This is a genomic window from Pseudorhizobium tarimense (assembly GCF_022968135.1).
Classification (GTDB): Bacteria; Pseudomonadota; Alphaproteobacteria; order Rhizobiales; family Rhizobiaceae; genus Neorhizobium; species Neorhizobium tarimense.
In genome coordinates, this window is the sequence record NZ_JALJRA010000006.1 from 138635 (window position 1) to 164030 (window position 25396).

Consider the following 25396-nt stretch of genomic DNA (forward strand, 5'->3'; position numbering starts at 1 on the left):
GACGGGACACGATAGGACATGACCTCTGAACTATTCCTCACAAGCCTGCAGCTCGCCATGCCGGAGATCATCCTGGCCGTGGGGGCGCTCGCTCTCCTGATGATCGGGGTCTTTTCCGGTGAGCGGTCGGCACCGACCGTGACCGGCCTCGCGGTAGCGCTGATCATCGCTTCGGGCCTGTGGCTTGTCCTGGTGCCGGGCGAGGGTGCAGCTTTCGGCGGCGCCTTCATCCTCGACCCGTTCGCGCGCTTCATGAAAGTCGTCGCCTTGATCGGCTCGGTCACCGCCATGATCATGACGGTCGGGCACGCCCGCTCCGAGCAGCTTGACCGCTTCGAATTCCCGGTCCTGCTGGTGCTGGCAACGCTTGGCATGATGCTGCTGATCTCGGCAAACGACCTGCTGGCGCTCTACCTCGGGCTCGAGCTGATGTCGCTGGCGCTCTATGTCGTCGCCGCCATCAACCGCGACAGCCTGCGCTCGACGGAGTCTGGCCTGAAGTACTTCGTTCTCGGCTCGCTCTCATCCGGCATGCTGCTCTACGGCATGTCGCTGGTCTACGGTTTCACCGGCAACACCGGGTTTGACGAGATCGCGCTGGTGCTCGCATCGGAGACCCGTTCGCTGGGCCTCGTGTTCGGACTGGTCTTCGTGCTCGCCGGCGTCTGCTTCAAGATCTCGGCCGTGCCCTTCCACATGTGGACGCCGGACGTCTATGAAGGCGCCCCGACGCCGGTCACGGCGTTCTTCGCCGCAGGCCCCAAGGTCGCCGCCATGGCGATCCTCGTGCGCGTCGTATCGGAAGCATTCCTCCCGGTCGTCGCCGACTGGCAGCAGATCCTTGTGTTCGTCTCGATCGCGTCCATGCTTCTTGGCTCCTTCGCTGCGATCGGTCAGCGAAACATCAAGCGTCTGATGGCCTATTCCTCCATTGGTCACATGGGCTTTGCGCTCGTCGGTCTTGCGGCAGGGACGGAAACTGGCGTTTCCGGCGTCATTCTCTACATGCTGATCTACATGGTCATGACGCTCGGTACCTTTGCCTGCATCATGGCGATGCGCCGCAAGGAAGGCGACAACGTTGAGAACGTTGACGATCTCGCGGGTCTCGCTTCCACCAAGCCCTTCATGGCGGTGGTGCTGACGGCGCTGATGTTCTCCATGGCCGGCATTCCGCCGCTCGCGGGCTTCTTCGCCAAGTACTTCGTCTTCATCGCGGCGATCGAAGCCAAGCTTTATGCGCTTGCCATCATCGGCGTGCTGAGCTCGGTCGTTGGTGCTTACTACTACCTGCGTATCGTCAAGCTGATGTGGTTCGACGAAGCGACGGGCGAGTTCGCCCGCATCGCTGGTGAGCTCCGGCTGGTGTTCGGGGTCTCCGGTCTCTTCGTGACCGCCTACGTGATCTTCGGCGGCCCCGTTGGTAGCGCGGCCAATGCCGCTGCGAAGTCCTTCTTCTGAGGATGGCTGGCAGAGGGGAGCGCTTCTCGCTGGAGGCGTTCCGCCACGAGGCGCTGGAAGACGTAGGCTCCACCAATACCGAGTGCCTCACACGAGCACGGGCCGGTGATCCCGGCAATCTCTGGGTCACCGCTGTCCGGCAGATCAGCGGTCGCGGGAGACGTGGCCGCACCTGGACGTCGGAACCGGGCAATCTCTACGCCTCCCTTTTGCTGATCGACCCGGCACCGATGCAACGGATCGCCTCTCTGCCTCTGGCGGTGGCGGTCGGCGTTCATGCGGCCATCCAGGCTGTGATGCCCAGGAATGCGGATCGGGTCCAGGTGAAGTGGCCGAACGACATCCTGATCGGCCGCAGGAAGTGCTGTGGCATCCTGATGGAGGGGGAGGGCCTTGCCACCGGACAGCATGCGCTGGTGATTGGCATCGGAATCAACATCCGCCACAAGCCCGACGTGGCCTCCTACGGCGTGACGCGGCTGGAAGATCACGGCTGCTTCGTTTCGCCGGAGGAGCTGTTTGCGCATCTTTACAAGGAGATGGCGTCCACTCTTGAGCTTTGGGATGAGGGGCGCGGCATTGCGGACGTCAGCCGCCGGTGGCTGGAAGTCGCCTGCGGCGTGGGGGAGGAGATCACGGTAAACCTTCCCGACCGCTCCCTGACCGGGCGGTTTGCCGGTATCGGAGCAGACGGACTGCTTCTCCTCGATCTGGGCGGCGGGCAGGTTTTGCCCATTGCCGCCGGTGATGTATTCTTCACACGAACGGAATAAGGACATTATGGCCAAGCAAGAAGATCTGGTGTTTCTCCCGCTCGGTGGTGTTGGCGAGATCGGCATGAACCTCGCCCTCTATGGTTACGGAACACCGGCCAAGCGCCAGTGGATCATGGTAGACTGCGGTGTCACTTTCCCCGGGCCCGAGCTTCCTGGCGTTGATCTCGTCCTTCCCGATATCCGTTTCCTTGCCAAGGAGCGCGACAATCTCAAGGGCATCATCATCACCCACGCCCACGAAGATCACTACGGTGCCCTCAACGATCTCTGGCCGGGCCTGAACGTACCGGTCTATGCCTCGGCCTTCACCGCCGGCCTGCTGGAAGCCAAGCGGAACTATGAAGGCAACAGGCCGGAAATCCCTGTGACGCCATTCAAGGCAGGCGACCGCATCAACGTCGGGCCCTTCGAGATCGAAGCGATCGGCGTCAATCACTCGATCCCTGAACCGATGTCGCTCGTCATCCGCACGCCGCTCGGCAATGTGGTGCATACGGGGGACTGGAAGATCGACGGGGCACCGTCTCTTGGTCCGCTCACCGACGAGGTCCGTTTCCGGGCCGTGGGAGACGAGGGCGTGCTGGCGCTGATGTGCGATTCCACGAACGCCGAGCGCGACGGCGTTTCTCCGTCCGAGGAGGAAGTCTCGGAAGGTTTGCGCAAGATTATTGAGGACGCCGAAGGCCGTGTGGCGATCACGACCTTCTCCTCCAACGTCGGCCGGATCCGCTCGATCGCGCAGGCGGCACAGGCCGCGGGGCGGGAGGTTCTGCTCCTGGGTAGTTCCATGAAGCGCGTCGTGGCCGTGGCGCGCGACATCGGGCTGATGGAAGGCATCAAGCCGTTCATCGCCGAAGAGGAGTATGGCTATATCCCTCGCGACAAGGTGGTCGTCGTCCTGACGGGCAGCCAGGGCGAGCCCCGCGCGGCGCTCGCCAAGATCTCGCGCGACGAAATGCGCAATGTCGCACTCGCCGCGGGCGATACCGTCGTCTTTTCCTCCCGGACCATCCCAGGCAACGAGCGCGCGATCATCGACATCAAGAACGCCCTGATCGATCAGGGCGTCCACATCGTCACCGATCGCGACGCCCTGGTGCATGTCTCGGGCCACCCGCGGCGCAACGAGCTCCTGAAGATGTACGAGTGGACCCGGCCGCAGATCCTGGTGCCGGTCCACGGTGAAGCCGCTCATCTGACGGCACAGGCGGAACTCGCCGCACAGGCGGGCATCGCCACCATTCCGCGCGTACGCAACGGCAATCTTCTGCGGTTGGCGCCTGGCCCGGCGGAAGTCATCGACGACATCGCGCATGGACGGATCTTCAAGGACGGCAAGCTGATCGGCGACTTCGATGAGATGGGCATCGGCGAACGCCGCAAGCTTTCCTTCGTCGGGCACGTGGCGGTCGGCATCGTGCTCGACAGCCGCTACGACTTCCTCGGCGATCCGGATCTCGTTAGCGTAGGCTTGCCGGAGTTCGACGAGGAGGGTGAGGACATGGAGGATACCCTCTATGACGCAGTGCTCAGCGCCGTGGAAAGCATCCCGCGCGCCCGCCGCAAGGATCTCGAGATGCTGCGGGAGGCGGTGCGTCGCGCCGTCCGCGCTGCCGCAAACGAGGCATGGGGCAAGAAGCCGGTCGTCACCGTCTTCGTCAACAAGGTTTAGGGGAGTAGAGCATGCTTGGCCGCGTCAACCACATCGCGATTGCCGTCCCGGACTTGGGGTCGGCGACCGCAACCTATCGTGATGTGCTCGGCGCCAAGGTCTCGCAGCCTCAGGCAATGCCGCAGCACGGCGTGACCGTCGTCTTCATCGAACTCGACAACACGAAGGTCGAACTCCTCGAGCCGCTGGGCGAGGAATCGCCGATCCGCACCTTTCTGGGGAAGAACCCGTCCGGTGGAATGCACCATATCTGCTACGAAGTCGCCGACATTGCCGCTGCGCGGGACCAGTTGAAGCAGGCTGGCTTGCGGGTGTTGGGAGATGGCGAGCCAAAGCTCGGGGCCCATGGCAAGCCGGTACTTTTCCTCCACCCGAAGGACCTTGCAGGCACGCTGGTGGAGCTGGAAGAGGTGTGACACTCCGCCCCGGCGGATGCGTTTGAGCTGCGCGGCAGTTGTCGTTATAAGCGCCACAAACCTTCAGGAAAATTCTTGATGTCGCTCCTGCCGATCTTTGCCGTCTATTTCATCATCTGGTGGATCACGCTGTTTGCGGTCCTGCCGATGGGCATGCGGTCGCAGCATGAAGAAGGCGATGTGACGCTGGGGACGGTTGAAAGCGCGCCGGCGCGGTTCCGTCTGGGGCGTGTCCTGCTCCTGACAACAGTCATTTCTGCCGCGATCTACGCAAGCTGGTATGCAGCGTCGACGTATTTCGGCTTCAGCCTTGGCAACCTGCCGCGCATCGTGCCGAATTTCGAATAGAACGTGGAGAAGAGGGTAGGCCAAAAAAAAACAAGGCCAGCTGGCCTTGTCTGAAGTTTCGCGTGATCCTTAACCGTTGCCGGGGCAGCGACGAGCGCGCCTAAGATCTGATCCTCCCAAGACTTGACCGCGAACCAGCAAAGATTTGATCTCCTTGCCTGTTTTATGAGCTGACCCTAGCCCAACAATTGGGCCTTGTCACCCTCTTTTTTGCATTTTTGTTACACTGCTGGAAATAATTTGCTGTTGACAAAAATGTCGCAGACTTGTCACAAATTTTGCCGCCTTTATCTGATTTGGACGTTGCGCCGGCCCATTGGCGCCGCACCTGCATGCTTCATGCGACGCGGGTTCCAATACCCCTTTGAACCGGCTATGACGCTGCAAAAGCCAGCGGAGTGGCCGATTCCCGCAAGGGAGGCCCCCAAACCTCGGATAAATTAATGCGTCTGTCCCGCTATTTCCTGCCCATCCTGAAGGAAAACCCCAAGGAAGCCGAAATCGTCTCCCACCGGCTCATGCTGCGCACGGGTATGATCCGTCAGCAGAGCCAGGGGATCTATTCCTGGCTGCCGCTCGGCAAGCGGGTGCTGGACAAGGTCAATGCCATCATTCGCGAGGAGCAGAACCGCGCCGGCGCCATCGAGTTGCTGATGCCGACGCTGCAGTCGGCCGAGCTCTGGCAGGAAAGCGGCCGCTATGAGGCCTATGGCAAGGAGATGTTGCGCATCAAGGACCGCCAGGAGCGGCCGATGCTCTACGGGCCGACGAACGAGGAGATGATCACCGACATCTTCCGGTCTTACGTAAAGTCCTACAAGAACCTGCCGCTGAACCTATACCATATTCAGCTGAAGTTCCGCGACGAGATCCGTCCGAGGTTCGGCACCATGCGCTCGCGTGAGTTCCTGATGAAGGACGCCTATTCCTTCGACCTGACGCTCGAAGACGCAATTCACTCCTATAACAAGATGTTCGTCGCCTATCTGCGCACCTTCGCCCGGCTTGGTGTGCGGGCAATTCCGATGCGCGCGGATACCGGTCCAATCGGCGGCAATCACAGCCACGAGTTCATCATCCTGGCGGAAACCGGAGAATCGGAAGTCTTCTCCCACCGAAACTTCATCGAGTTCGACATCCCTGCAGAGGACACGGATTTTGACGACGTTGCGGGGCTGCAGGCCATCTTCGACAAGTGGACATCGCTATATGCGGCGACGTCGGAGATGCATGATGAGGCGGCTTTCAGCGCGATTGCTGAAGGCGACCGGCTTTCAGCCCGAGGCATCGAAGTTGGCCACATCTTCTACTTTGGCACAAAATATTCGGAGCCAATGGGCGCGAAGGTGCAGGGACCTGACGGAAAGGAGCACCCTGTCCACATGGGATCCTACGGCATTGGACCCACGCGCCTTGTTCCGGCCATCATCGAAGCCTCGCATGACGAGAACGGAATCATCTGGCCTGAGTCGGTGACCCCGTTCGATGTCGTGCTGATTAGCATGAAGCCTGGTGACGCAGCCTGTGACAGCGTCTGCGATCAGCTTTATCGAGAGCTAGGTAACGCCGGCAAGGACGTGCTGTACGACGATACGGACGACCGCGCCGGGACCAAGTTCGCGACGGCAGATCTGATCGGTGTACCGGTGCAGGTCATCGTTGGTCCGCGGTCCGCCGCAAGCGGCGAGGTCGAAATCAAGAACCGCAAGACCGGCGCCCGTGAGGTCATGACGGTAGAGGCGGCAATGAACAAGCTGATCGGCTGATCCAACGAAGGTCGGCAGTCGAGGAAACGGGTAGAGGACGGAGCATGGCAAGCGTGGCAGCCGATCGCGGAACGGAAGCAAGCGGCCACGGCCCTGCGGCAAAGCCATTCTCTGCCTTTGAACGGATGGTAGCCTGGCGCTACCTTCGCTCCCGGCGCAAGGAAGCCTTCATCTCCGTCATCGCCGGCTTTTCCTTCATCGGCATCATGCTGGGAGTGGCCACCCTCATCATCGTGATGGCCGTGATGAACGGGTTTCGCACAGAGTTGATCTCCCGCATCCTCGGCATCAATGGCCACATGATCGTCCAGCCGATCGACGGGCCCTTCACCGACTACGCGGATCTTGCAGTGAAGTTTGAAGCCGTTCCCGGCGTTCGCATGGCGCTTCCCCTGGTTGAGGGGCAGACGCTCGCCTCCGGCCGCGGTGGCGCTGGATCCGGTGCCCTCGTGCGCGGCGTTCGTCCGGAGGATCTGGAGAAGCTCCAGGAGGTTGCGGGCAACATCCGCCAGGGCGACATCGTCGGCTTTGCGTCAGGGCAGGGCGTGCTCGTCGGATCGCGTCTGGCCGCCTCGCTCGGCATCAATGCTGGCGACGACATCACCCTGATCTCGCCGGAAGGCGACGTCACGCCGATGGGCGTCAATCCCCGCGTGAAATCCTACCCGGTCTCGGGCGTCTTCGAGATTGGTATGTCGGAATACGACGCAACGATGATCTACATGCCGCTTGAGGAATCGCAGCTCTACTTCAATGCCGACGGTCTGGTGCAGTCGATCGAACTCTTCATCGACAATCCGGATGCGGTGGACGGGCTGCGTCCGTTGGTGGAGGCGGCAGCGGGGCGGCAGATCCACATCACCGACTGGCGCCAGCGCAACCAGACCTTCTTCTCAGCGCTTCAGGTCGAGCGCAACGTGATGTTCATGATCCTGACGCTGATCGTGCTGGTCGCGGCGCTCAATATCATTTCCGGCCTCATCATGCTGGTGAAGGACAAGGGGAGCGATATTGCGATCCTGCGCACGATGGGTGCCAGCTCCGGCGCCGTCATGCGCATCTTCTTCATGACCGGTGCTGCGATCGGCACGGTGGGAACGTTGGCAGGCGTTCTGCTCGGGGTGATCGTCTGCCTCAACATCGAATCCATCCGCCAGTTCTTCTCCTGGGTTTCGGGAACCGTGCTCTTCGATCCGGAACTTTACTTCCTCAGCCAGTTGCCGGCGGAAATGAGCTTCGGTGAGACGTTCTCCGTCGTGGTCATGGCCCTGGTACTGTCGTTCCTGGCAACGATCTTCCCCGCATGGCGCGCGTCCAAGCTCGACCCTGTCCAGGCCCTCCGGTACGAATAGGACCTACCTTCTTCATGGCATCCAAAACCGTTCTGCAGCTGAAGTCCATCGAGCGCCATTATGGCGAAGGCGACATGATGCTCTCCATCCTGAAGGACGCCGACTTCGAGCTCCGGAGTGGCGAGACCGTTGCTCTGGTGGCACCGTCAGGCACCGGCAAGTCGACGCTGCTACACCTCGCCGGCCTGCTGGAGCATCCGGATGGCGGCGAGGTGATCATCGGCGGAAAGTCCTGCAACGGATTGTCTGATGACGAAAGAACAGCCATCCGCCGCAGCGAAATTGGCTTCGTCTACCAGTTTCACCACCTCCTGCCAGAGTTCTCCGCGCTCGAGAACATCATGATGCCGCAGCTGATTGCCGGTCTTCGCGAGGCCGAGGCCAAGGAGCGGGCGGCGCAGCTGCTGGACTACATGCGCATCGGCCATCGGGGAGATCATCGCCCTGCCGAACTCTCCGGCGGCGAGCAGCAGCGCGTGGCAATCGCCCGTGCCGTTGCCAATGCCCCGCGCGTCCTCCTGGCCGACGAACCGACGGGCAACCTCGACCCGAAAACGGCATCCTACGTCTTCGATGCGCTCGAAGCCTTGGTGCGTCAGTCCGGGCTTGCGGCGATGATTGCCACCCACAACCACGATCTTGCCGCCCGCATGGACCGCCGCGTCACGATCGATGGCGGCAGGGTCGTCGATTTCTAGCTCCTCACCATCGCCTTAACCTGCTGTTTACCGAAAACGCCCTCACAGGCGTTTTCTTTTTGTTCTTGTTCTTGACGCGAGCACAAAAAGGGAACAAAAATAAAACATACAGGAACAAAGGAGATGACAATGACTGACCTCATTCGTGACATTGCCGCGTTTGCTTCCATTGCGACTTTCGTCGCAAGCCTTTCGATGCTGATGATGGCAATGTAACCTCAGGCGACGAAAGCCGTTGAAGACTACCATCTGAACTGGACTTCGTTCTCCGTCCGCCGGAAAATCACCTGATTCATAAGGTGAGTGACGAGCATGGCAGACACGGCGGGAGAATTGGCGAATGTGGGCGGTGACGCTCCGGAATTCGTTCATCTGCGGGTGCACTCGGCCTATTCGCTGCTCGAAGGTGCGCTGCCACTCAAGAAGATCCTCTCCAAGGCGGTGGCGGACAAGCAGCCTGCCATCGCCATCACCGATACGAACAACCTCTTCGTCGCGCTGGAGTTCGCGCAGAAGGCGATCGGCGAGGGGCTGCAGCCTATCATCGGCTGTCAGATCTCCATCGACATGGAAGACCAGACGGACGACAGGCGCGGCGGCCAGCTTCCCAAGCCCCCCGCGATCATCCTGCTTGCCTCTACGGCAGAGGGTTACGAGCGCCTCGTCGACCTCGTCAGCCGCGCCTATCTCGGCGGCGAAGGACAACAGGCGCTGCACATCCGCGCCTCATGGCTTGAAGAAGCAGGCACCGCCGGGCTGATCGCTCTTACGGGCGCGCGCAACGGGCCTGTCGATGCCTGTCTTAAGGAAGGCAATGCTGCGAACGCGCAGAAGCGGCTGCTGCGTCTGAAGGAGCTTTTCGGCGATCGTCTTTACGTGGAGTTGCAGCGCCATGGTGGCTATGACCGCCGCCACGAGAACAAGATCATCAACCTTGCTTATGAGCATGACCTGCCGCTGGTGGCGACCAACGAGGCCTTCTTTCCGTCGCGCAGCGACTACGATGCTCATGATGCGCTTATGGCGGTCGCCCACAACGCGATGGTTTCCGACGACAGCCGATTCCGGCTGACGCCGGACCATTACCTAAAGAGCAGAGCCGAAATGGCAGCTCTCTTTGCCGATCTTCCCGAGGCATTGGAGAACACGGTTGAGATCGCCCAGCGCTGTTCCTTCATCCTGGATACGCGCAAGCCGATTCTGCCGCGCTTTACCGGCGCGACAGACGACCCGGAAGAGGCCGAACGGGCCGAGTCTGCGGAACTGAGGCGGCAGTCGGTCGAGGGTTTAGAGCGCCGCATTGCCGAGCTCGGCATGACGCCCGGCTACACTGAGCAGGACTATCGGGAACGTCTGGATTTCGAACTCGGTGTCATCGAGCGCATGAAGTTCCCGGGCTACTTCCTGATCGTTTCCGACTTCATCAAATGGGCCAAGCAGCAGGACATCCCGGTCGGCCCGGGGCGTGGTTCGGGTGCCGGCTCCCTGGTCGCCTACGCGCTGACCATCACCGATGTCGACCCGCTGCGCTTCTCGTTGCTGTTCGAGCGCTTCCTCAACCCCGAACGCGTCTCGATGCCCGACTTCGATATTGACTTCTGCCAGGATCGCCGCGAGGAGGTGATCCGCTACGTCCAGCAGAAATACGGTCGCGAGCAGGTAGCGCAGATCATCACCTTCGGTTCGCTTCAGGCGCGTGCAGCGCTACGCGACGTCGGCCGCGTGCTCGAAATGCCTTATGGCCAGGTCGACAAGATCTGCAAATTGGTGCCGAACAACCCGGCCAATCCGACTCCGCTTTCCAAGGCGATCGAGGAGGAGCCCAAGCTGCAGGAGGAGGCGGAGAAGGAGCCGGTCGTCGCGCGCCTTCTCGACATCGCCCAGAAGATCGAGGGTCTTTACCGTCATGCCTCGACGCACGCGGCCGGTATCGTGATCGGCGACCGGCCGCTCTCCAAACTCGTGCCAATGTACCGCGATCCGCGTTCCGACATGCCGGTCACCCAGTTCAACATGAAGTGGGTGGAGCAAGCGGGTCTAGTGAAGTTTGACTTCCTCGGCCTGAAGACGCTCACCGTCTTGAAGACGGCCGTGGATTACGTCGCAAAGCGCGGCATTCACGTGGATCTCGCCAAAATTCCGCTCGACGATCAGAAGACCTACGAGATGCTCTCGCGCGGCGAAACCGTCGGCGTCTTCCAGGTGGAAAGTGCCGGCATGCGCAAGGCGCTGATCGGCATGCGCCCGGACTGCATCGAAGACATCATCGCGCTCGTTGCCCTCTACCGCCCGGGCCCGATGGAGAACATCCCGGTCTACAACGCGCGAAAGCACGGCGAGGAAGAGATCGAGTCGATCCATCCGAAGATCGATTATCTTCTGAAGGAGACCCAAGGCGTTATCGTTTATCAGGAACAGGTGATGCAGATCGCCCAGGTTCTGTCCGGCTATTCGCTCGGTGAAGCCGACCTTCTGCGCCGCGCGATGGGCAAGAAGATCAAGGAGGAGATGGACAAGCAACGGGCCCGCTTCGTCGATGGCGCCATCAAGAACGGCGTGTCCAAACCCCAGGCCGACCTGATCTTCGACCTGCTCGCCAAGTTCGCAAATTACGGCTTTAACAAGTCGCACGCGGCCGCCTACGCGATCGTTTCTTACCAGACCGCCTTCATGAAGGCACATTACCCGGCGGAGTTTCTCGCCGCGTCGATGACCTTCGACATGGCGAACACCGACAAGCTCAACGACTTCCGGCAGGATGCAGCACGTCTTGGCATCGCCGTTGTGCCGCCGTCCGTGCAGACCTCGTTCCGCCGCTTCGAGACCGACGACAACAAGATCTACTACGCGCTCGCCGCCATCAAGGGCGTCGGCGAATCGGCGGTCGAGCACATCGTCGAGGTTCGCGGCGACAAGCCTTTCGCGTCCATCGAAGACTTTTGCCTGAGGATTGATCCGAAGCAGATCAATCGCCGCGTCATGGAAAGCCTGATCTCCGCCGGTGCCTTCGATTGCTTCGGCCACGACCGTGCCGAACTGGTCGGCGGGCTCGACCGCATCATCGGCTATGCCCAGAGGGCGCAGGAGAACAAGACGAGCGGCCAGTCGGACATGTTTGGGTCTTCCTCGGCAACGGGGCCGGAGACGCTCGTCTTCCCGCCGTTCAGCCCATGGATGCCATCCGAAAAGCTGATGCGGGAGTATCAGGTCCTCGGCTTCTACCTTTCGGCGCATCCGCTCGATTCCTACAATGACGTGCTGGCGAAGATGCGCGTTCAGAACTTTGCCGAGTTCTCTGCCGCTGTGAAGCAGGGGGCAACGGCCGGGCGGCTGGCGGGCACCGTGACCGGCCGTCAGGAGCGCAAGACGCGCACCGGCAACAAGATGGGCATCGTCACCTTCTCGGACGCCTCGGGGCAGTATGAAGCGGTTCTCTTCTCTGAAGCGCTCGCGCAGTACCGAGACCTGCTGGAGCCCGGCAAGTCGCTCGTCATTACCGTGCAGGCAGATGAGCGGCCGGAAGGCATCGGCTTGCGCATCCAGACGGCGGCATCGCTCGAGGAGCAATCGGTGCGCATGCAGAAGGCATTGCGGGTCTATGTGCGCGATTCCGGCCCCCTGAAGACCGTCGCGCGGCACCTGAATGCCAAGGGCGACGGGCTGGTCTCCTTTATCGTGATCAAGGAAGACGGCCGGCGAGAGATCGAGGTCGAGTTGACGGAGAAGTTCCGGATCTCACCGGAGATCGCCGCTGCTTTGAGAGCGGCGCCCGGTGTGGTGGACGTGGAACTCGTCTCTTAGTTGGGGCGCTTCGGGCTTAGTAGAGCCCGACGCCGTTGCGGTAGGAACGGGGTGCCGCCCGACGGCGCTGCGGCTTCTGCGCAGGTTCCGGCTTGGTCACGGCCACTGTAGCGCTCGAGCGGGTCAGGGTGATGAAGTCGGTGCCCTTGCCGGTTTCCGGCCCCAGCCCCTCGTCGGTGACCGTCAGTGAGCTTCCCTCGCTCAACAGCGTGCCAATACGCTCGCGAATGTCGGACGGGATGTCCAGCCGGTCGAGTGCCTCTGTGGCGGTCGAAGGCAGCGCGTCCGCCTTGATGCCCATCCGTTGCCGTTCGCTCGGGCTCAGTACGTTTGTAAGCGTAAGCGCATGCCATTTTGCGGTCTCGTGCTTCCTGTCGACGTCGCTTGCCGTAAAGAAATGGGTCCCAAGCGGGATCTCCGGCCTGCTGAGGCCGATCGGGGCTTCAAATACTGGCTTGAAGTTCTGCCGGACCATGAGCTGTGCGGCCGGTGGCTTGTCGCGTCCTGCAGAACGGTAGAGGGCATCAAGAAACTCTTGCGTCAGAAGCTCGCCGCCTGCTGGCAACTCCTTCCAGCGCTTGTAGCCGGCAATAGCCGAGCGCGTCATGGAGCCTGCGAGCCCATCCGGCGTGCCGGCATCAAACCCAAGCTCGTTGAGCATCGCCTGGACATCCAGGATCGTGTCGCGCTGGTCCCGACGCTTGATCAGCATCTTCAACGGCGCAGGGTCCTCCTCCATGGAAATGGAAGAGGTCACGGTCATGTCCGGCGATCGTTCAGCCGAGTTCATCGCCACTTCGTAAGGCGCAGAAGTCTTTCGCTTCACCGTCGGCCTGAGTTCGATGTCCGACATCAGCGGCTCCGTGGGCAGCGGCTTCAGCGGCTCAAACAGATTGGCGTGGCGGATCGGAACCGGGATCACCTGTTCATCCGAGATCACCACATGAACGCCGCGCTCCGTCATGCCGAAAAGGGTCTTGGCAAAATCGGAGGGAATGCGCACGCAGCCGTGAGATGCCGGATAGCTGGGCACATGCCCCTCATGCAGCGCAATTCCGGACCATGTCAGGCGCTGCATGAACGGCATGGGCGCGTTCGAGTAGATATTGGACTCGTGGTATTTGCGCTTCTCCAGGATCGAGAAGATGCCGCTCGGCGTTCGATGACCGGCCTTGCCCGTGGAGACCCGCGAGGTGCCAACGACCTTGTCGCCGTCGTAGACAGTCATCGTCTGGTTGTCCTTCGAGACGATGATCTGCAACGTGGGTGCGGTTTCGGCAAGGACGGAATGGGAAAGCATGGTCGCGGACAGGAGCCCGAGACCGAACGCGATGCGACGCAGCATGAATGACCTCTTACGCAGTACTCGGCGGGCAACATAGCGCAGAGGATTTAATGAAGATTTTCCGGCCGATTGTGGAATGCGGTTAACCAGCTCGCTTGCGATCAATTTTCATTGATCGCCGCGGCGAGTTCCGAACGTGTAGCCGGTCTGCACGGCAGCCTTGCCGAACTTATCGCGCAGGCGATCCATCGCCGCCTCTGCGGCCGCACGACGGCCAGCGTCCCGGTCCACGAGGTCCGGCGGATCAGCTCTCGCCGGATCACAGAGATCGGTCACGCCAATCCCGATCAGCCGAAAGCGGCTACCGTCGGTCTCGCGCTCCAGCAGCGTCAGTCCCGTGCGGAAGATCCGGTCCGCAAGCTGCGTCGGGTCCTCCAGCCGGCGGTTTCGCGTGCGGCTCTTGAAGTCGAAAGTCTTGAGCTTCAGCACCACCGTGTGCCCCGCCACTGATTGCTTCTTCAGGCGCGCAGAGACTTTTTCCGACAGACGCCGCAGGATTGGCACCAGGTCCTCGTGACGGGAAATGTCTTCGAAGAAGGTCGTCTCGGCAGATACGCTCTTGGCGGGATCGTTGGGATGGACCTCTCGGTCGTCGATGCCACGGGAAAGGCGGAACAGGCGCTGGCCCATTGACCCGTAGCGGTGCATCAGATCGCTCTCCTCCATCGTCTGCAACTGGCCGACCGTCCGAATCCCATCCGCTTCCAGCGTCGCATTGAACGCCTTGCCGACGCCCCAGATGGTGGTCACCGGCCGAGGCGCCAGAAATGCCAGCGCCTCTTCCCGCCCTACGACCGAAAAGCCGCGAGGCTTCTGCAGGTCCGAGCCGACCTTCGCCAGGAACTTGCAGTAGGAGAGGCCGATCGAGATGGTGATGCCGACTTCAGCCTCCACCCGTTTGGCGAACTTCCCAAGCGTGCGTGCGGGCGTATCGTGATGCAGGCGCTCGGTGCCTGCGAGGTCGAGGAAGGCCTCATCGATGGAGAGCGGCTGTACGAGCGGTGTGAGTTCCAGCATCATCTGCCGCACCTCTCGCCCGACCTTCGCGTACTTCTCCATGTTGGGCCGGATGACGATGGCGTCTGGGCAGGCCTCCAGCGCCTTGAACATCGGCATGGCGGAGCGAACGCCGTGGATGCGGGCGATGTAGCAGGCCGTGGAGACGACGCCGCGCTTGCCGCCGCCGATGATCACCGGCTTGTCCGCAAGCTCCGGATCGTCCCGTTTCTCGATGGCGGCATAGAAGGCATCACAATCAATATGAGCGAGCGAAAGCTGGTGGATCTCCGGATGGTAGACCAGACGGGGGCTGCCACACCTGTAGCAGCGGCGCACGTACGCCTTCTGCTCCGCAAGGCAGTCGCGGCAGAAACCTGGTCTTGTCTTGGAAGTGTCCATGGTCGGCGGAACAGAAGTTGAACGCGCCGACACTACGCCTGCTGAGTTCTCGGCTCAACCGCAATGAAACGCTAGCGATGTGTCACGCACAACTTCGTCAGTACTGGCCAGAATCAAGCCCTGGCTTGGAGTAGTGCCGCCAGGCTCCTTCCACCGTTTCCGGTGCCGTCCCGGTGGCTTGGCAGAACGACAGCAGCGACGGTTCGTGGCTGACGAGGAAGTCGATCATGCCGGCGAGGAAGCCCGGATCGTTCACGGCGCCTCGCAGCTGGCTCGCGTCCAGGCCTGAAAGTGCCAGGAAACGTCCCAGCATCTCTGGTTCGCAGGCAAGCCAGCCAAGGATTGCGATGGCCGTCTGTTCTGCCTGTTCAGCACCGAGCGTGGCGTTTTTGGAATCGCGGCGCATTGCAGTCAACGGGTTACCTCTTTTTCAACCAAATGCTCCTAGGGTCGATTCCACATACAAAGTGAAATCGGCTTCGGCGCAACTAGATATACTCGATATCGAAGGGTTCCAGGCAGGATTTGAGGACAGCCGCATGCCCAAGCGGGTCATGATTGTCGAAGACAATGAGCTCAATATGAAGCTCTTCCGCGATCTGATCGAAGCTTGCGGCTATGAAACCATCCAGACGCGTAACGGCATGGAGGCGATGGACCTTGCACGCAAGCACCGTCCGGATCTCATCTTGATGGATATACAGCTGCCGGAAGTCTCTGGCCTTGAGGTGACCAAGTGGCTGAAGGAGGATGATGAACTGCACATCATCCCGGTGATTGCAGTCACGGCCTTTGCAATGAAGGGCGACGAGGAGCGCATCCGACAGGGCGGCTGCGAGGCCTATGTCTCCAAGCCGATCTCGGTTCCGAAGTTCATCGAGACGATCAAGACATATCTGGGCGACGCATGAGGCGAGGGGACTGGTCATGACGGCGCGCATCCTGGTAGTTGACGACGTCCCCGCCAACGTGAAGCTGCTCGAGGCGCGGCTGCTGGCCGAGTACTTCGACGTTCTGACGGCCGATGATGGCTTCAAGGCACTCGAGATCTGCAACAGCACTCATGTCGATCTCGTCCTGCTCGACATCATGATGCCTGGCATCAGCGGCTTTGAAGTTTGCGAGCGGCTGAAGGCTGATCAGCGGACGGCCCATATTCCCGTTGTCATGGTCACCGCCCTCGACCAGCCGGCGGACCGAGTGCGCGGGCTCAAGGCCGGTGCTGACGATTTCCTCACCAAGCCCGTCAACGACCTGCAACTCATCTCGCGGGTGAAGAGCCTTGTGCGCCTGAAGACCCTGAGCGACGAACTGCGCATCCGCGCCGACACCGCCCACAATATCGGCCTTGAAGAAATGCTGAAGGGCGCGGATGGCCGCGAAGAACCGGGGCAGGTGCTTCTCGTCGATAGCCGAGCAAGTTCGCAGGAGCGCATCATCAAGGCGCTGAAGCCAGTTGCGCAGGTAGTCGCGATGTCGGACCCGCAGGCAGCCCTATTCGAGGCGGCTGAGAACCCGTTCGACCTCGTCATCGTCAATGCCAGCCTCGACGAATACGACCCGCTCCGCCTCTGCTCCCAACTCCGGTCGCTGGAGCGGACGCGCTTTCTGCCGCTTCTTCTGGTGACGGAGCCGGGTGCGGAAGATGTGATCGTGCGTGCCCTCGACATCGGCGTCAACGACTATATCATCCGGCCCATCGATCCGAACGAGATGGTGGCGCGCAGCCTGACGCAGATAAAGCGAAAGCGTTACAACGACAGGCTCCGGACCAGCGTGCGCCAGACGATCGAGTTGGCCGTGACCGACGGACTGACCGGCCTCAACAATCGTCGCTATCTCGACAGCCATCTGAAGACCCTGTTCAATCGCGCCGCCGCTCGTGGTCGCGCGCTTTCCGTCTGCATCACAGATATCGACCGCTTCAAGCAGGTGAATGATACCTACGGCCACGACGCGGGAGACGAGGTGCTGAAGGAATTTTCCGCTCGCATCCGCTCCACGGTTCGCGGTGCCGATCTCGCCTGCCGCTACGGTGGGGAGGAGTTTGTCGTGGTGATGCCCGATACAGACGCCTCACTTGCGCGCCTGATTGCAGAACGTCTGCGTGGCCTGATTGAAAACGAACCCTTCGTGCTTTGCCGCGCGGGCGTAACACTGAACATCACCGCCTCGCTGGGGATCGCCTCGAACGAGCAGGGGGCGGAAACGCCGGAGCAGTTACTCAAGCAGGCGGACAAGGCGCTCTACGAGGCGAAGAATGGCGGCCGCAATAGGGTCGTTGCTGCTGCCGCCTGAGCAAGTGGCCGTGAAGGCAAAAGACGGTGCGCTCATGATGCCACGCAAGTTCAGGTGCAAGATCTGCAAGACCGTTGGCTGAGGCATCTGTTGGAAATGTCTTACTAACTTCCTCTGTTGCAAGGAGCAGGGGTCGGTCGAGGTTGATACTCTTGAGGTGCTGTTGCGAAGGATAGATGTCGCAGCTGTCGCCGGTGAGAGAGGTTGTAAAAAAGCTGTAATGAAGGGATGTTTATCTTCAAGGCGGGCGATGGATTTATTGCGACACAGATTCAACATCTCGCAATTTTAACCAACTTAAGACGTGCTCCGAGCGGCGTTCAAGAATTTGTTGATTTTCCATCCGCTTTGCGCGATTCTAAATGCAGAAATACCTACGCCTTTCGGGTTTGAGATACCCCATGATGCTCAGGTCCGCCGCATCTCCTGGATCGTGGGGTCGGTCGATCGGTCTGCATATAAAAGCGGTTCCTCGTGCCGCCTTGCGACCGGTCGACCCCCAATTGAAAGCGCCGCCTCCTTGCCAGAGCGGCGCTTTTTCTTTGCGATCCATGCGCAACAAAAAAGGCGCGACACCTTTCGGTTCGCGCCTTCGAGCCGGAGCCAATCAATTACTTAATCTTGGCTTCCTTGAATTCGACATGCTTCTTGGCGATCGGGTCGTACTTCGTCTTGGACATCTTGTCCGTGAAGGTGCGGCTGTTCTTCTTGGTCACGTAGAAGAAACCGGTGTCTGCCGTCGACAACAGCTTGATCTTGATGGTTGTAGCTTTCGCCATGGTGCTCTGCCTTTAGGAAAAATGAAGCCGCGGACGGCCGGATGGTGTCCACGGCGAAATCTGGCGCGAAACTACAAATCGCGCCCGAAAAGTCAAGTCCGTTTCGGTCTAAAAAGGAACCTGCCGATGGACAACACGACATAAAGACCAAAGAAAGCCGCCAGCGCCCATGCAAATCCGTTGTTGCCGGTAACGTCGATGGCAGCTCCAATCGCCTGGGGGCCCGCCACGGTGCCCACCGCGTAGCAGAAGACGAAGGCAGCGTTGGCGGCTGCAAGATCGGTACCGGTGAGTCGCGATCCCAGATGTGCGAGGCCGACGGTATACAGACCGGACACACAGCCGCCCCAGAACAGGAGGACGAGCGCTGTCAGCACCCAGTTCTCGATCAGCAGAGGAAGGAGGAGCGAACCGATCAGCCCCATCACCGCCATGGCCGCGAGCAGGGGACGCCGGTCGCTCAGCTTGTCGGAATACATGCCGAGCGGGATCTGGAAGATCATGTTGCCGATGCCCATGACCGTCAGCAGCAACGCTCCTTGCGACTCGTTGAAGCCTGACCGGAGGGCGTAGACCGGAAACAGTGACAGACCGCCGGCCTCGACCGCGCCGAAGACGAAGACCGCAGCCGTCGCCGTCGGTACGAGAAAGATGTAACGGAAGAAATGGCGTCCCGGCTTTTCATCAAGCACCGGACTCTCGTTGCGGGCGATGAAGATCGGTATTGCGGCAAGCGAGATTGCGCCAGCTCCCACAAGGAAGGGCATGATGCCGTCGCTGCCGATGGCCGAGAAGATCAGCGGCCCCATCGCGAACCCGACGGAGAGCACCGTCGCATAGATGCCAAGCACAAGGCCCCTTCGCCGCGGCGGGGCTGCCGCATTGATCCAGAATTCAGAGAGGATGAAGAGCGTCGTCGTTGCGCCGTGGAATGCGAAGCGGAGCGGAAACCACAGCCAGAACGCCTCCGCGTAATAGAAACCGAGCGCACTGACGGCCGACACCGCGACCGCCCACAGCATTGTCCGCGCAACACCAAAGTCATGCGCCAATCGCGTGGTGATGGGTGCGGCGACCATTGCGGCAATGCCAGCCATCGCCGTGTTCAGTCCGATCAGCGTCGAGGAGATGCCGCGCTTCTCCAGGATGATGCTGAGCAGAGGCAGGCCGAGGCCGATCGCGATACCGACCGCACTGATGGCGGAGATCGCTGCAACGAGAGAGGGCCAATGGATTTCTTCGAGGTGACCGTTCAGGTGGTTCTTGGGACGGGACATCCTGGATCTCTAGTTTGCGGGCCGGATGAACCGTCCATGAAGCATCAAATTGTGCATGGCCATTCCGCGTTTCAGCAGGACATCAATCTCCAGTGTGATTCTGACATCTTCGAGAACGGGAAGCTTATAGGTGGGGGTAATGAAGAACGGGGCTGTGACGTGTTCGGCCTGCAGCATCGCTTCTTGCCGGTCATGGCTCGGAGCCACCGTGCCGGCGCATCATCTCCTCCTCCGAATCGCCTCCGAATCCATGCATGTGATAGGCCCACTGCAGACCGATGACACCGCCCTTGATCGGCTGGATCGTCAGAAGCGCCGCCAACACCGCAAGCGGAATCCAGATGGCCAGGTGGACCCACGGCGACAGGATGAAGATCATTTCGGTCAGCATGTAGCCTGTGAGCAGCACGTGCCCGACAACGAAGATCACGAGGTAGGCAGGAAGGTCGTCGGCGCGATGGTGGTACATCTCCTGCCCGCAGACTGCGCATTCATCTACCGGCTTGAGAAAGGCGCGGAAAAGCCGACCAGTGCCGCAGGAAGGGCAACGGCTCTTCATTCCGCGGATAATCGAGCCCACCGGCGAACGCTCATCCGAAGCGCCCCCGCCAAACTGAACTGGCTGCTCGCCGGTCTTCTGCATTTTTCTGCTCCTATCGCCGCCCGCGGGGCGGCCGCGTGCCCGGCTTGACCCGACGCTGCGAGCGATCGCGTCGACCGGACTTGTGGAAGGATCGGGCGGCGGCCGGCATCTTGCGGCCTTCGCTCAGCATGTCGAAGCGCAAGGCGCCGGCAAGTGGAATGGCTTCCACAAGCTTCACCTCTACTGAATCTCCCAGCTGGTAGCCGAGGCCGCTCTTCTCGCCGATCAAGGCCTGATGCGCCTCATCATAGATAAAATAGTCCGTTCCAAGCGTAGATATGGGCACGAAGCCGTCGGCGCCATAGGTTGGGAGCGTGACAAAAAGCCCTGCCTTCGTCACGCCCGCGACGCGCGCTTCGAAGTCCTGGCCGATGCGTCCGCTCAGGTGGTGTGCGATGAGGCGGTTGATTGTATCTCGCTCGGCCGCCATCGCCCGCCGTTCGAACGTAGAGATCTCGGCGGCAATGTCGTCGAGCGCCGCTTCCTCTTCCGGCGTGATGGCGCCTTCGCCGAGTCCGAGCGAGCCGACGAGCGCACGATGCACGATCAGGTCGGCATAGCGGCGGATTGGCGAGGTGAAGTGCGCGTACTTCATCAGGTTGAGGCCGAAGTGCCCGATGTTCTCGGGGCTATAGATTGCCTGGCTCTGCGAGCGGAGCACCATTTCGTTGACCATCGTCTGGTGAGGCGTATCGAGCGCACGCGCCAGGATGCCGTTGAAGGAGTTGGCGCGAAGCTGCCCGCCCTTCGCCATGGCGAGCCCTATGGTGGCCAGAAACTCCCGCAGCGTTTCCTGCTTCGACAGCGCCGGCGCATCGTGAACTCGATAGACGAGCGGTTGGCGCTTCTTCTCCAGCGTCTCAGCAGCCGCTACGTTCGCCTGGATCATCATCTCTTCGATCAGCTTGTGGGCGTCGAGCCGCTCGGGAATATGCACGCGGTCGACCGTACCATCCGGCTTCAGGATCAGCTTGCGCTCCGGCATGTCGAGTTCGAGTGGCTGTCGACGGTCGCGGCCGCGCTTCATGATGGCATAAGCATTCCAGAGCGGCTTCAGGATCGGCTCGAGCAGGGAACCTGTCTTTTCGTCCGGCTTACCATCGATGGCCGCCTGTGCCTGCTGGTAGGAGAGCTTTGCGGCGCTCCTCATCATAATGCGATGGAAGGTATGTCCCGCCTTGCGGCCTTCATGGGAAAATACCATCCGAACGGCGATGGCCGGCCGGTCCTCGCCTTCGCGAAGCGAGCAGAGGTCGTTGGAGATGCGTTCCGGCAGCATCGGGACAACGCGATCCGGGAAATAAACCGAGTTGCCGCGCTTCAATGCTTCGCGGTCCAGAGGAGAGCCCGTACGCACGTACCAGGACACGTCTGCGATGGCGACAGTGACGATCACGCCGCCAGGATTGTCGGGCGAGGGATCCGGCTCGGCATAGACGGCGTCGTCGTGGTCTTTTGCGTCGGCAGGGTCGATCGTGATGAGCGGCACGTCGCGCCAGTCCTCCCGCTTCGACATTGGCGCAGGGCGGGCGGCCTCTGCCGCGTCCAGGACCGCCTGGGGAAACACATGCGGAATGCCGTGCGCATAGATGGCGATCATCGAAATCGCCTTCTCCGAACCGACGGAGCCAACAACGGACAGCACTCGCGCACGCGACAGACCCAAGCGGCCGCTGCGGACGAGTTCGACCTCGACCAGGTCGCCGTCCTTGGCATCGCCGAGGCCGTCGGTCTCGATGACCATCTCTTCGCCGCGCCGCTCGATCGGCATCAGCCGTGTCTCGTGCTCGGTCATCCGCACGACGCCGAGAGAGGCGCCCTTGCGACGATCGATGATCTTGATGACGCGTGCGGTATAGGCCGGACCCGATCTGTCCTTGTTGGCGAAGATTTTCGCAAGTACCCGGTCGTTGAGTCCGGCAGCGGGCGTTTTTCCCTTGCCGCGGCTGTCCGATGTCTGGCGGATCAGGACGGCTGGAGCAGTCCCCTGGTCCTCCGGCCATTCGGCCGGCCGGCCGATCAGTTCGCCCTCCTTGTCGCGGGTGGTGATGTCGAGAACGGTGACGGGGGGGAGGGCGCCGGGCCGAGAGAGTGACTTGCGGCTCTTCTTCAATAGCCCCTCGTCCTCCAGATCGCGCAGCAGATCCTTCAGTTCAACGCGGGCCTCACCCTTCAGGCCAAACGCCTTCGCGATCTCCCGCTTGGAAGCCCTGTCCGGATTGTCCGCAATGAATTCGAGAAGGACCTCGCGCGGCGGCACGGCTCCGTGGATAATCGGCGCTTTCTCTCCTGAAGCCGACTTGCCTGCCGTTGCAGCCTTGGTCTGGCTTTTCTCGCGCGGTTGTCTCGTCACGTGGCCGTCTTCTTCGCTTTCGTTGCTGCCTTCGCCTTTGCCGCCGCTTTCGCCTTCGGCTTGGCGGCAGACTTGGTCTTCGATGCAGCCTTCTCGCCGGAGGCCGCCTTTGCCGGCTTGTTCTTGGCCGGAGCCGCCTTGCCGCCCTTTTCAGTGATGAGCGCCATGGCTTCTTCCAGCGTTACCGACTGAGGGTCGTTGCCCTTCGGCAGCGTGGCGTTCACCTTGCCCCAGTTGACATAGGGACCGTAGCGCCCATCCCGGACGGTGACGGCCCCGCCATCCGGATGATCCCCCAACGTCTTCAGAGCAGCCGGTGTTCCGCGTCCACGACCGCCGGGTCCTTTGGCCTGCTTTTCGGCGAGTACGGTGACGGCACGGTTGAGCCCGATGGTGAAGACATCTTCGACCGTCTCCAGGTTCGCGTAGGTGCCTTCGTGCAGCAGGAAGGGGCCATAGCGGCCGATGCCGGCGGAGATCATCTTACCCGATTCCGGATGCTTTCCGATGTCGCGCGGCAGGTTGATCAGCGCCAATGCCTTCTCATGGTCGATCTCTTCCGGCTTCCAGCCCTTCGGCAGCGAAGCGCGCTTGGCGTCCTTGCCTTCGCCGCGCTGGATATAGGGCCCGAAGCGACCCGAGCGGAGGGTCAACTCCTCGCCCGTCATCGGATCGGCACCGAGCGCCTTCGGCTCGTTCAGACCGTTTGCCTCGGCCTCCGCGCCTTCGGATGACAGCTGGCGCGTGTAGTTGCATTCCGGGTAGTTGGAGCAGCCGACGAAGGCACCGTATTTCCCGAGCTTCAGCGACAGCTGCCCTGTACCGCAGACCTGGCAGATGCGCGGATCGCTGCCGTCCTCCCGCTTCGGGAAGACAAGCGGTGCCAGCGCCTCGTTCAAGGCGTCGAGCACGTTGGTGACCCGCAGCTCCTTGGTGTCCTCGATCTGGGCGAAGAAGTCCCGCCAGAATTCCCGCAGAACCTGCTTCCAGTCGAGCTCCCCGGCGGAGATGCGGTCGAGCTTTTCCTCGAGATCCGCCGTAAAATCGTATTCGACATACTTGGTAAAGAAGTTCTCCAGGAAGGCCGTCACCAGGCGGCCCTTTGCCTGCGGGATGAGCTTTCGCTTTTCCGCCGTCACGTATTCGCGGTCACTCAGCGTCTTCAGCGTCGCTGCATAGGTGGAGGGACGCCCGATGCCGAGCTCTTCCATCTTCTTGATCAGCGACGCTTCGGAATAGCGCGGCGGCGGCTCGGTGAAGTGCTGGCTTGCGTTCACCTTGTTCTTGTTCAGCTTTTCCCGGGCGTTGATTTCCGGCAGGCGACCGTCCTCGTCGTCGTCCTCGCCTTTGTCGCCTTCCTCGCGCTGGTCCATATAGGCGCCGAGGAAGCCGTCGAAGCGGATCACGGAGCCCACTGCGCGCAAGCCCGCTTTCTGGCCGCCATTGTCGGCGGTGATCTCGACGGTGGTGCGCTCGATTTCGGCGGACGCCATCTGGCTGGCGATGCCGCGCTTCCAGATCAGCTCGTAAAGACGCGCCTGGTCCGCATCGAGATAGCGGCGCACCTTTTCGGGCGAGCGGCTGAAGTCGGTCGGGCGGATCGCTTCGTGGGCTTCCTGCGCGTTCTTCGCCTTCGTCGAATAGAAGCGAGGCTTCTCAGGCACGTAGCGCTCGCCGAACTGATCCTGGACGGCGCGCCGCGCACCGTCGATCGCCTCGGGCGCCATCTGTACGCCGTCGGTACGCATATAGGTGATGAGACCGACGGTCTCCCCGCCGATATCCACGCCTTCATAAAGCTTCTGCGCCACCTGCATTGTCCGCGAGGCATTGAAACCGAGATTGGACGAAGCGGCCTGCTGCAGGGTCGAGGTCGTGAAGGGCGGGCCAGGATTGCGTTTGACAGGCTTGGCCTCTACGCTTTCGACGAGGTAGCTGGCGCCGTCGAGGAGTGCCTTCAGCCGGTTGGCATCATCGCCGGTCTTGATCGAGCGGTTCTGCAGCCGCTTTCCGTCGGCAGAGACAAGCCGCGCCTCGAATTCGTCGCCGCGCGGGGTCCGCAGCAGTGCGGAGAGGTTCCAGTATTCTTCCGAAACGAAGCGTTCGATCTCGGTCTCGCGATCGCAGACGAGGCGAAGGGCCACAGACTGCACGCGGCCGGCCGAGCGAGCGCCCGGCAGCTTGCGCCACAGCACCGGCGAAAGGTTGAACCCGACCAGATAGTCTAGGGCGCGGCGCGCGAGATAGGCATCCACCAGCGGCGCGTCGATGTCGCGCGGGCTCGCCATGGCGTCGAGAACCGCCTTCTTGGTGATGGCGTTGAATACGACCCGCTTCACCGGCTTGTCACCGAGCACGCGCTTCTTCTTCAGGAGGTCGAGCACGTGCCAGGAAATGGCTTCTCCTTCCCGGTCCGGGTCGGTCGCGAGAAACAGTCCGTCGGAGTCTTTGACGGCGTCGGCGATGTCTTTCATCCGCTTCTGAGACGCGCTGTCGACTTCCCAAGACATCTCGAAGTCCTGATCAGGCAGAACCGATCCGTCCTTTGCAGGAAGGTCGCGCACGTGACCAAACGATGCGAGAACCCTGTAGCCCGAGCCAAGATACTTGTTGATGGTCTTGGCCTTGGCCGGAGATTCTACGACGACAACATTCATGTGCACTTCTCTAACGTGAGGCGGCGCCCGGAATTGCGTGAGAGTTCCGGGCCGATCTGGGATCCGACATGGATGGCCTTTTCGTCCCGGTCAAGTGGCAGGGTCAAATTAGCCTTGCAACGCTATGCAACCTATAGAGGATTGAATCTGACGGTTACAATTCACGGTGAGTGAGGTATCTTCTCCTCGGAGCGTGGGTTCTCCTGCTTGGAGAGGCGCAACTTGGACAGGATGTATCATGGGTTCGGAACGTCATACTTCCGGCAACGGAGAGGCTATCGCCGACATCCGGTAGATGCTGGGCCAGTTGCACCAGTGGCCTCTAAGGAAGGAGCGAGCATGCTCTGCTACCTGAT

Annotated in this window: 19 protein-coding genes; 11 read left to right on the forward strand and 8 right to left on the reverse strand. The window is 61.2% G+C overall.

Translation table 11 applies throughout. From position 1 onward, the window contains the following. Positions 1-18 precede the first annotated feature (18 nt). The 9 genes from nuoN to dnaE all read left to right on the forward strand — a co-directional run bounded on the left by nuoN (position 19) and on the right by dnaE (position 12290). Positions 19-1461 carry an NADH-quinone oxidoreductase subunit NuoN gene (gene nuoN, locus MUU54_RS08710; protein WP_247243642.1) on the forward strand — a complete coding sequence of 481 codons (1443 nt, stop codon included), beginning with the start codon at positions 19-21 and terminating at the stop codon, positions 1459-1461. Positions 1462-1463: 2 nt separating this feature from the next. After that, positions 1464-2234, forward strand: a complete 771-nt coding sequence (locus MUU54_RS08715) for a biotin--[acetyl-CoA-carboxylase] ligase (protein WP_247243643.1) — start codon at positions 1464-1466, stop codon at positions 2232-2234. Positions 2235-2241: 7 nt separating this feature from the next. Further along, on the forward strand, positions 2242-3909 hold the full coding sequence (locus MUU54_RS08720; protein ID WP_247243644.1) for a ribonuclease J: 1668 nt from the start codon (positions 2242-2244) through the stop codon (positions 3907-3909). A gap of 11 nt (positions 3910-3920) precedes the next feature. Next, positions 3921-4325: a methylmalonyl-CoA epimerase gene (gene mce, locus MUU54_RS08725; RefSeq protein WP_247243645.1), complete on the forward strand. Its 405-nt coding sequence runs from the start codon at positions 3921-3923 to the stop codon at positions 4323-4325. 78 nt (positions 4326-4403) lie between these two features. Next, on the forward strand, positions 4404-4673 hold the full coding sequence (locus tag MUU54_RS08730) for a DUF1467 family protein (RefSeq protein WP_247243646.1): 270 nt from the start codon (positions 4404-4406) through the stop codon (positions 4671-4673). A 443-nt stretch (positions 4674-5116) separates the two neighbouring features. Then, positions 5117-6439 carry a proline--tRNA ligase gene (gene proS, locus MUU54_RS08735; RefSeq protein WP_247243647.1) on the forward strand — a complete coding sequence of 441 codons (1323 nt, stop codon included), beginning with the start codon at positions 5117-5119 and terminating at the stop codon, positions 6437-6439. A 44-nt stretch (positions 6440-6483) separates the two neighbouring features. After that, entirely contained in the window at positions 6484-7791 is a 1308-nt protein-coding gene (locus MUU54_RS08740) for a lipoprotein-releasing ABC transporter permease subunit (protein WP_247243648.1), read from the forward strand. A gap of 14 nt (positions 7792-7805) precedes the next feature. Beyond that, positions 7806-8489, forward strand: coding sequence for an ABC transporter ATP-binding protein (locus MUU54_RS08745; RefSeq protein ID WP_247243649.1), 684 nt, complete (start codon positions 7806-7808; stop codon positions 8487-8489). A gap of 312 nt (positions 8490-8801) precedes the next feature. Beyond that, positions 8802-12290, forward strand: a complete 3489-nt coding sequence (dnaE, locus tag MUU54_RS08750) for a DNA polymerase III subunit alpha (protein WP_247243650.1) — start codon at positions 8802-8804, stop codon at positions 12288-12290. 16 nt (positions 12291-12306) lie between these two features. Here dnaE and MUU54_RS08755 read toward each other — a convergent pair whose 3' ends face one another. From MUU54_RS08755 to MUU54_RS08765, 3 genes are all read right to left on the reverse strand, one after another. Next, complete coding sequence (locus tag MUU54_RS08755) at positions 12307-13635, reverse strand: L,D-transpeptidase family protein (RefSeq protein WP_247243651.1); 1329 nt, start codon at positions 13633-13635, stop codon at positions 12307-12309. A 108-nt stretch (positions 13636-13743) separates the two neighbouring features. After that, positions 13744-15033 carry a DNA polymerase IV gene (locus MUU54_RS08760; protein ID WP_247243785.1) on the reverse strand — a complete coding sequence of 430 codons (1290 nt, stop codon included), beginning with the start codon at positions 15031-15033 and terminating at the stop codon, positions 13744-13746. A 97-nt stretch (positions 15034-15130) separates the two neighbouring features. Continuing rightward, positions 15131-15439, reverse strand: coding sequence for a DUF3572 domain-containing protein (locus tag MUU54_RS08765; protein ID WP_247243786.1), 309 nt, complete (start codon positions 15437-15439; stop codon positions 15131-15133). Between the two features lie 133 nt (positions 15440-15572). Here MUU54_RS08765 and MUU54_RS08770 point away from each other — a divergent pair, with 133 nt between their 5' ends. Further along, the gene (locus tag MUU54_RS08770; RefSeq protein WP_029618618.1) at positions 15573-15944 is read left to right on the forward strand and encodes a response regulator; all 372 of its coding nucleotides are present in this window, start codon (positions 15573-15575) and stop codon (positions 15942-15944) included. Between the two features lie 16 nt (positions 15945-15960). Next, positions 15961-17331 carry a PleD family two-component system response regulator gene (locus tag MUU54_RS08775; RefSeq protein WP_247243652.1) on the forward strand — a complete coding sequence of 457 codons (1371 nt, stop codon included), beginning with the start codon at positions 15961-15963 and terminating at the stop codon, positions 17329-17331. Between the two features lie 611 nt (positions 17332-17942). On the opposite strand, the gene rpmG is transcribed toward MUU54_RS08775, so the two are convergent. The 5 genes from rpmG to topA all read right to left on the reverse strand — a co-directional run bounded on the left by rpmG (position 17943) and on the right by topA (position 25040). Continuing rightward, the gene (gene rpmG / locus MUU54_RS08780) at positions 17943-18110 is read right to left on the reverse strand and encodes a 50S ribosomal protein L33 (RefSeq protein ID WP_239999234.1); all 168 of its coding nucleotides are present in this window, start codon (positions 18108-18110) and stop codon (positions 17943-17945) included. A 92-nt stretch (positions 18111-18202) separates the two neighbouring features. Then, entirely contained in the window at positions 18203-19387 is a 1185-nt protein-coding gene (locus tag MUU54_RS08785; protein WP_247243653.1) for an MFS transporter, read from the reverse strand. 190 nt (positions 19388-19577) lie between these two features. Next, positions 19578-20030, reverse strand: coding sequence for a DUF983 domain-containing protein (locus MUU54_RS08790; protein ID WP_247243654.1), 453 nt, complete (start codon positions 20028-20030; stop codon positions 19578-19580). Between the two features lie 10 nt (positions 20031-20040). After that, complete coding sequence (gene rnr, locus MUU54_RS08795) at positions 20041-22383, reverse strand: ribonuclease R (protein ID WP_247243655.1); 2343 nt, start codon at positions 22381-22383, stop codon at positions 20041-20043. Next, the gene (gene topA, locus MUU54_RS08800; protein WP_247243656.1) at positions 22380-25040 is read right to left on the reverse strand and encodes a type I DNA topoisomerase; all 2661 of its coding nucleotides are present in this window, start codon (positions 25038-25040) and stop codon (positions 22380-22382) included. Before topA ends, rnr begins: the two co-directional genes overlap by 4 nt. Positions 25041-25396: the final 356 nt, after the last annotated feature.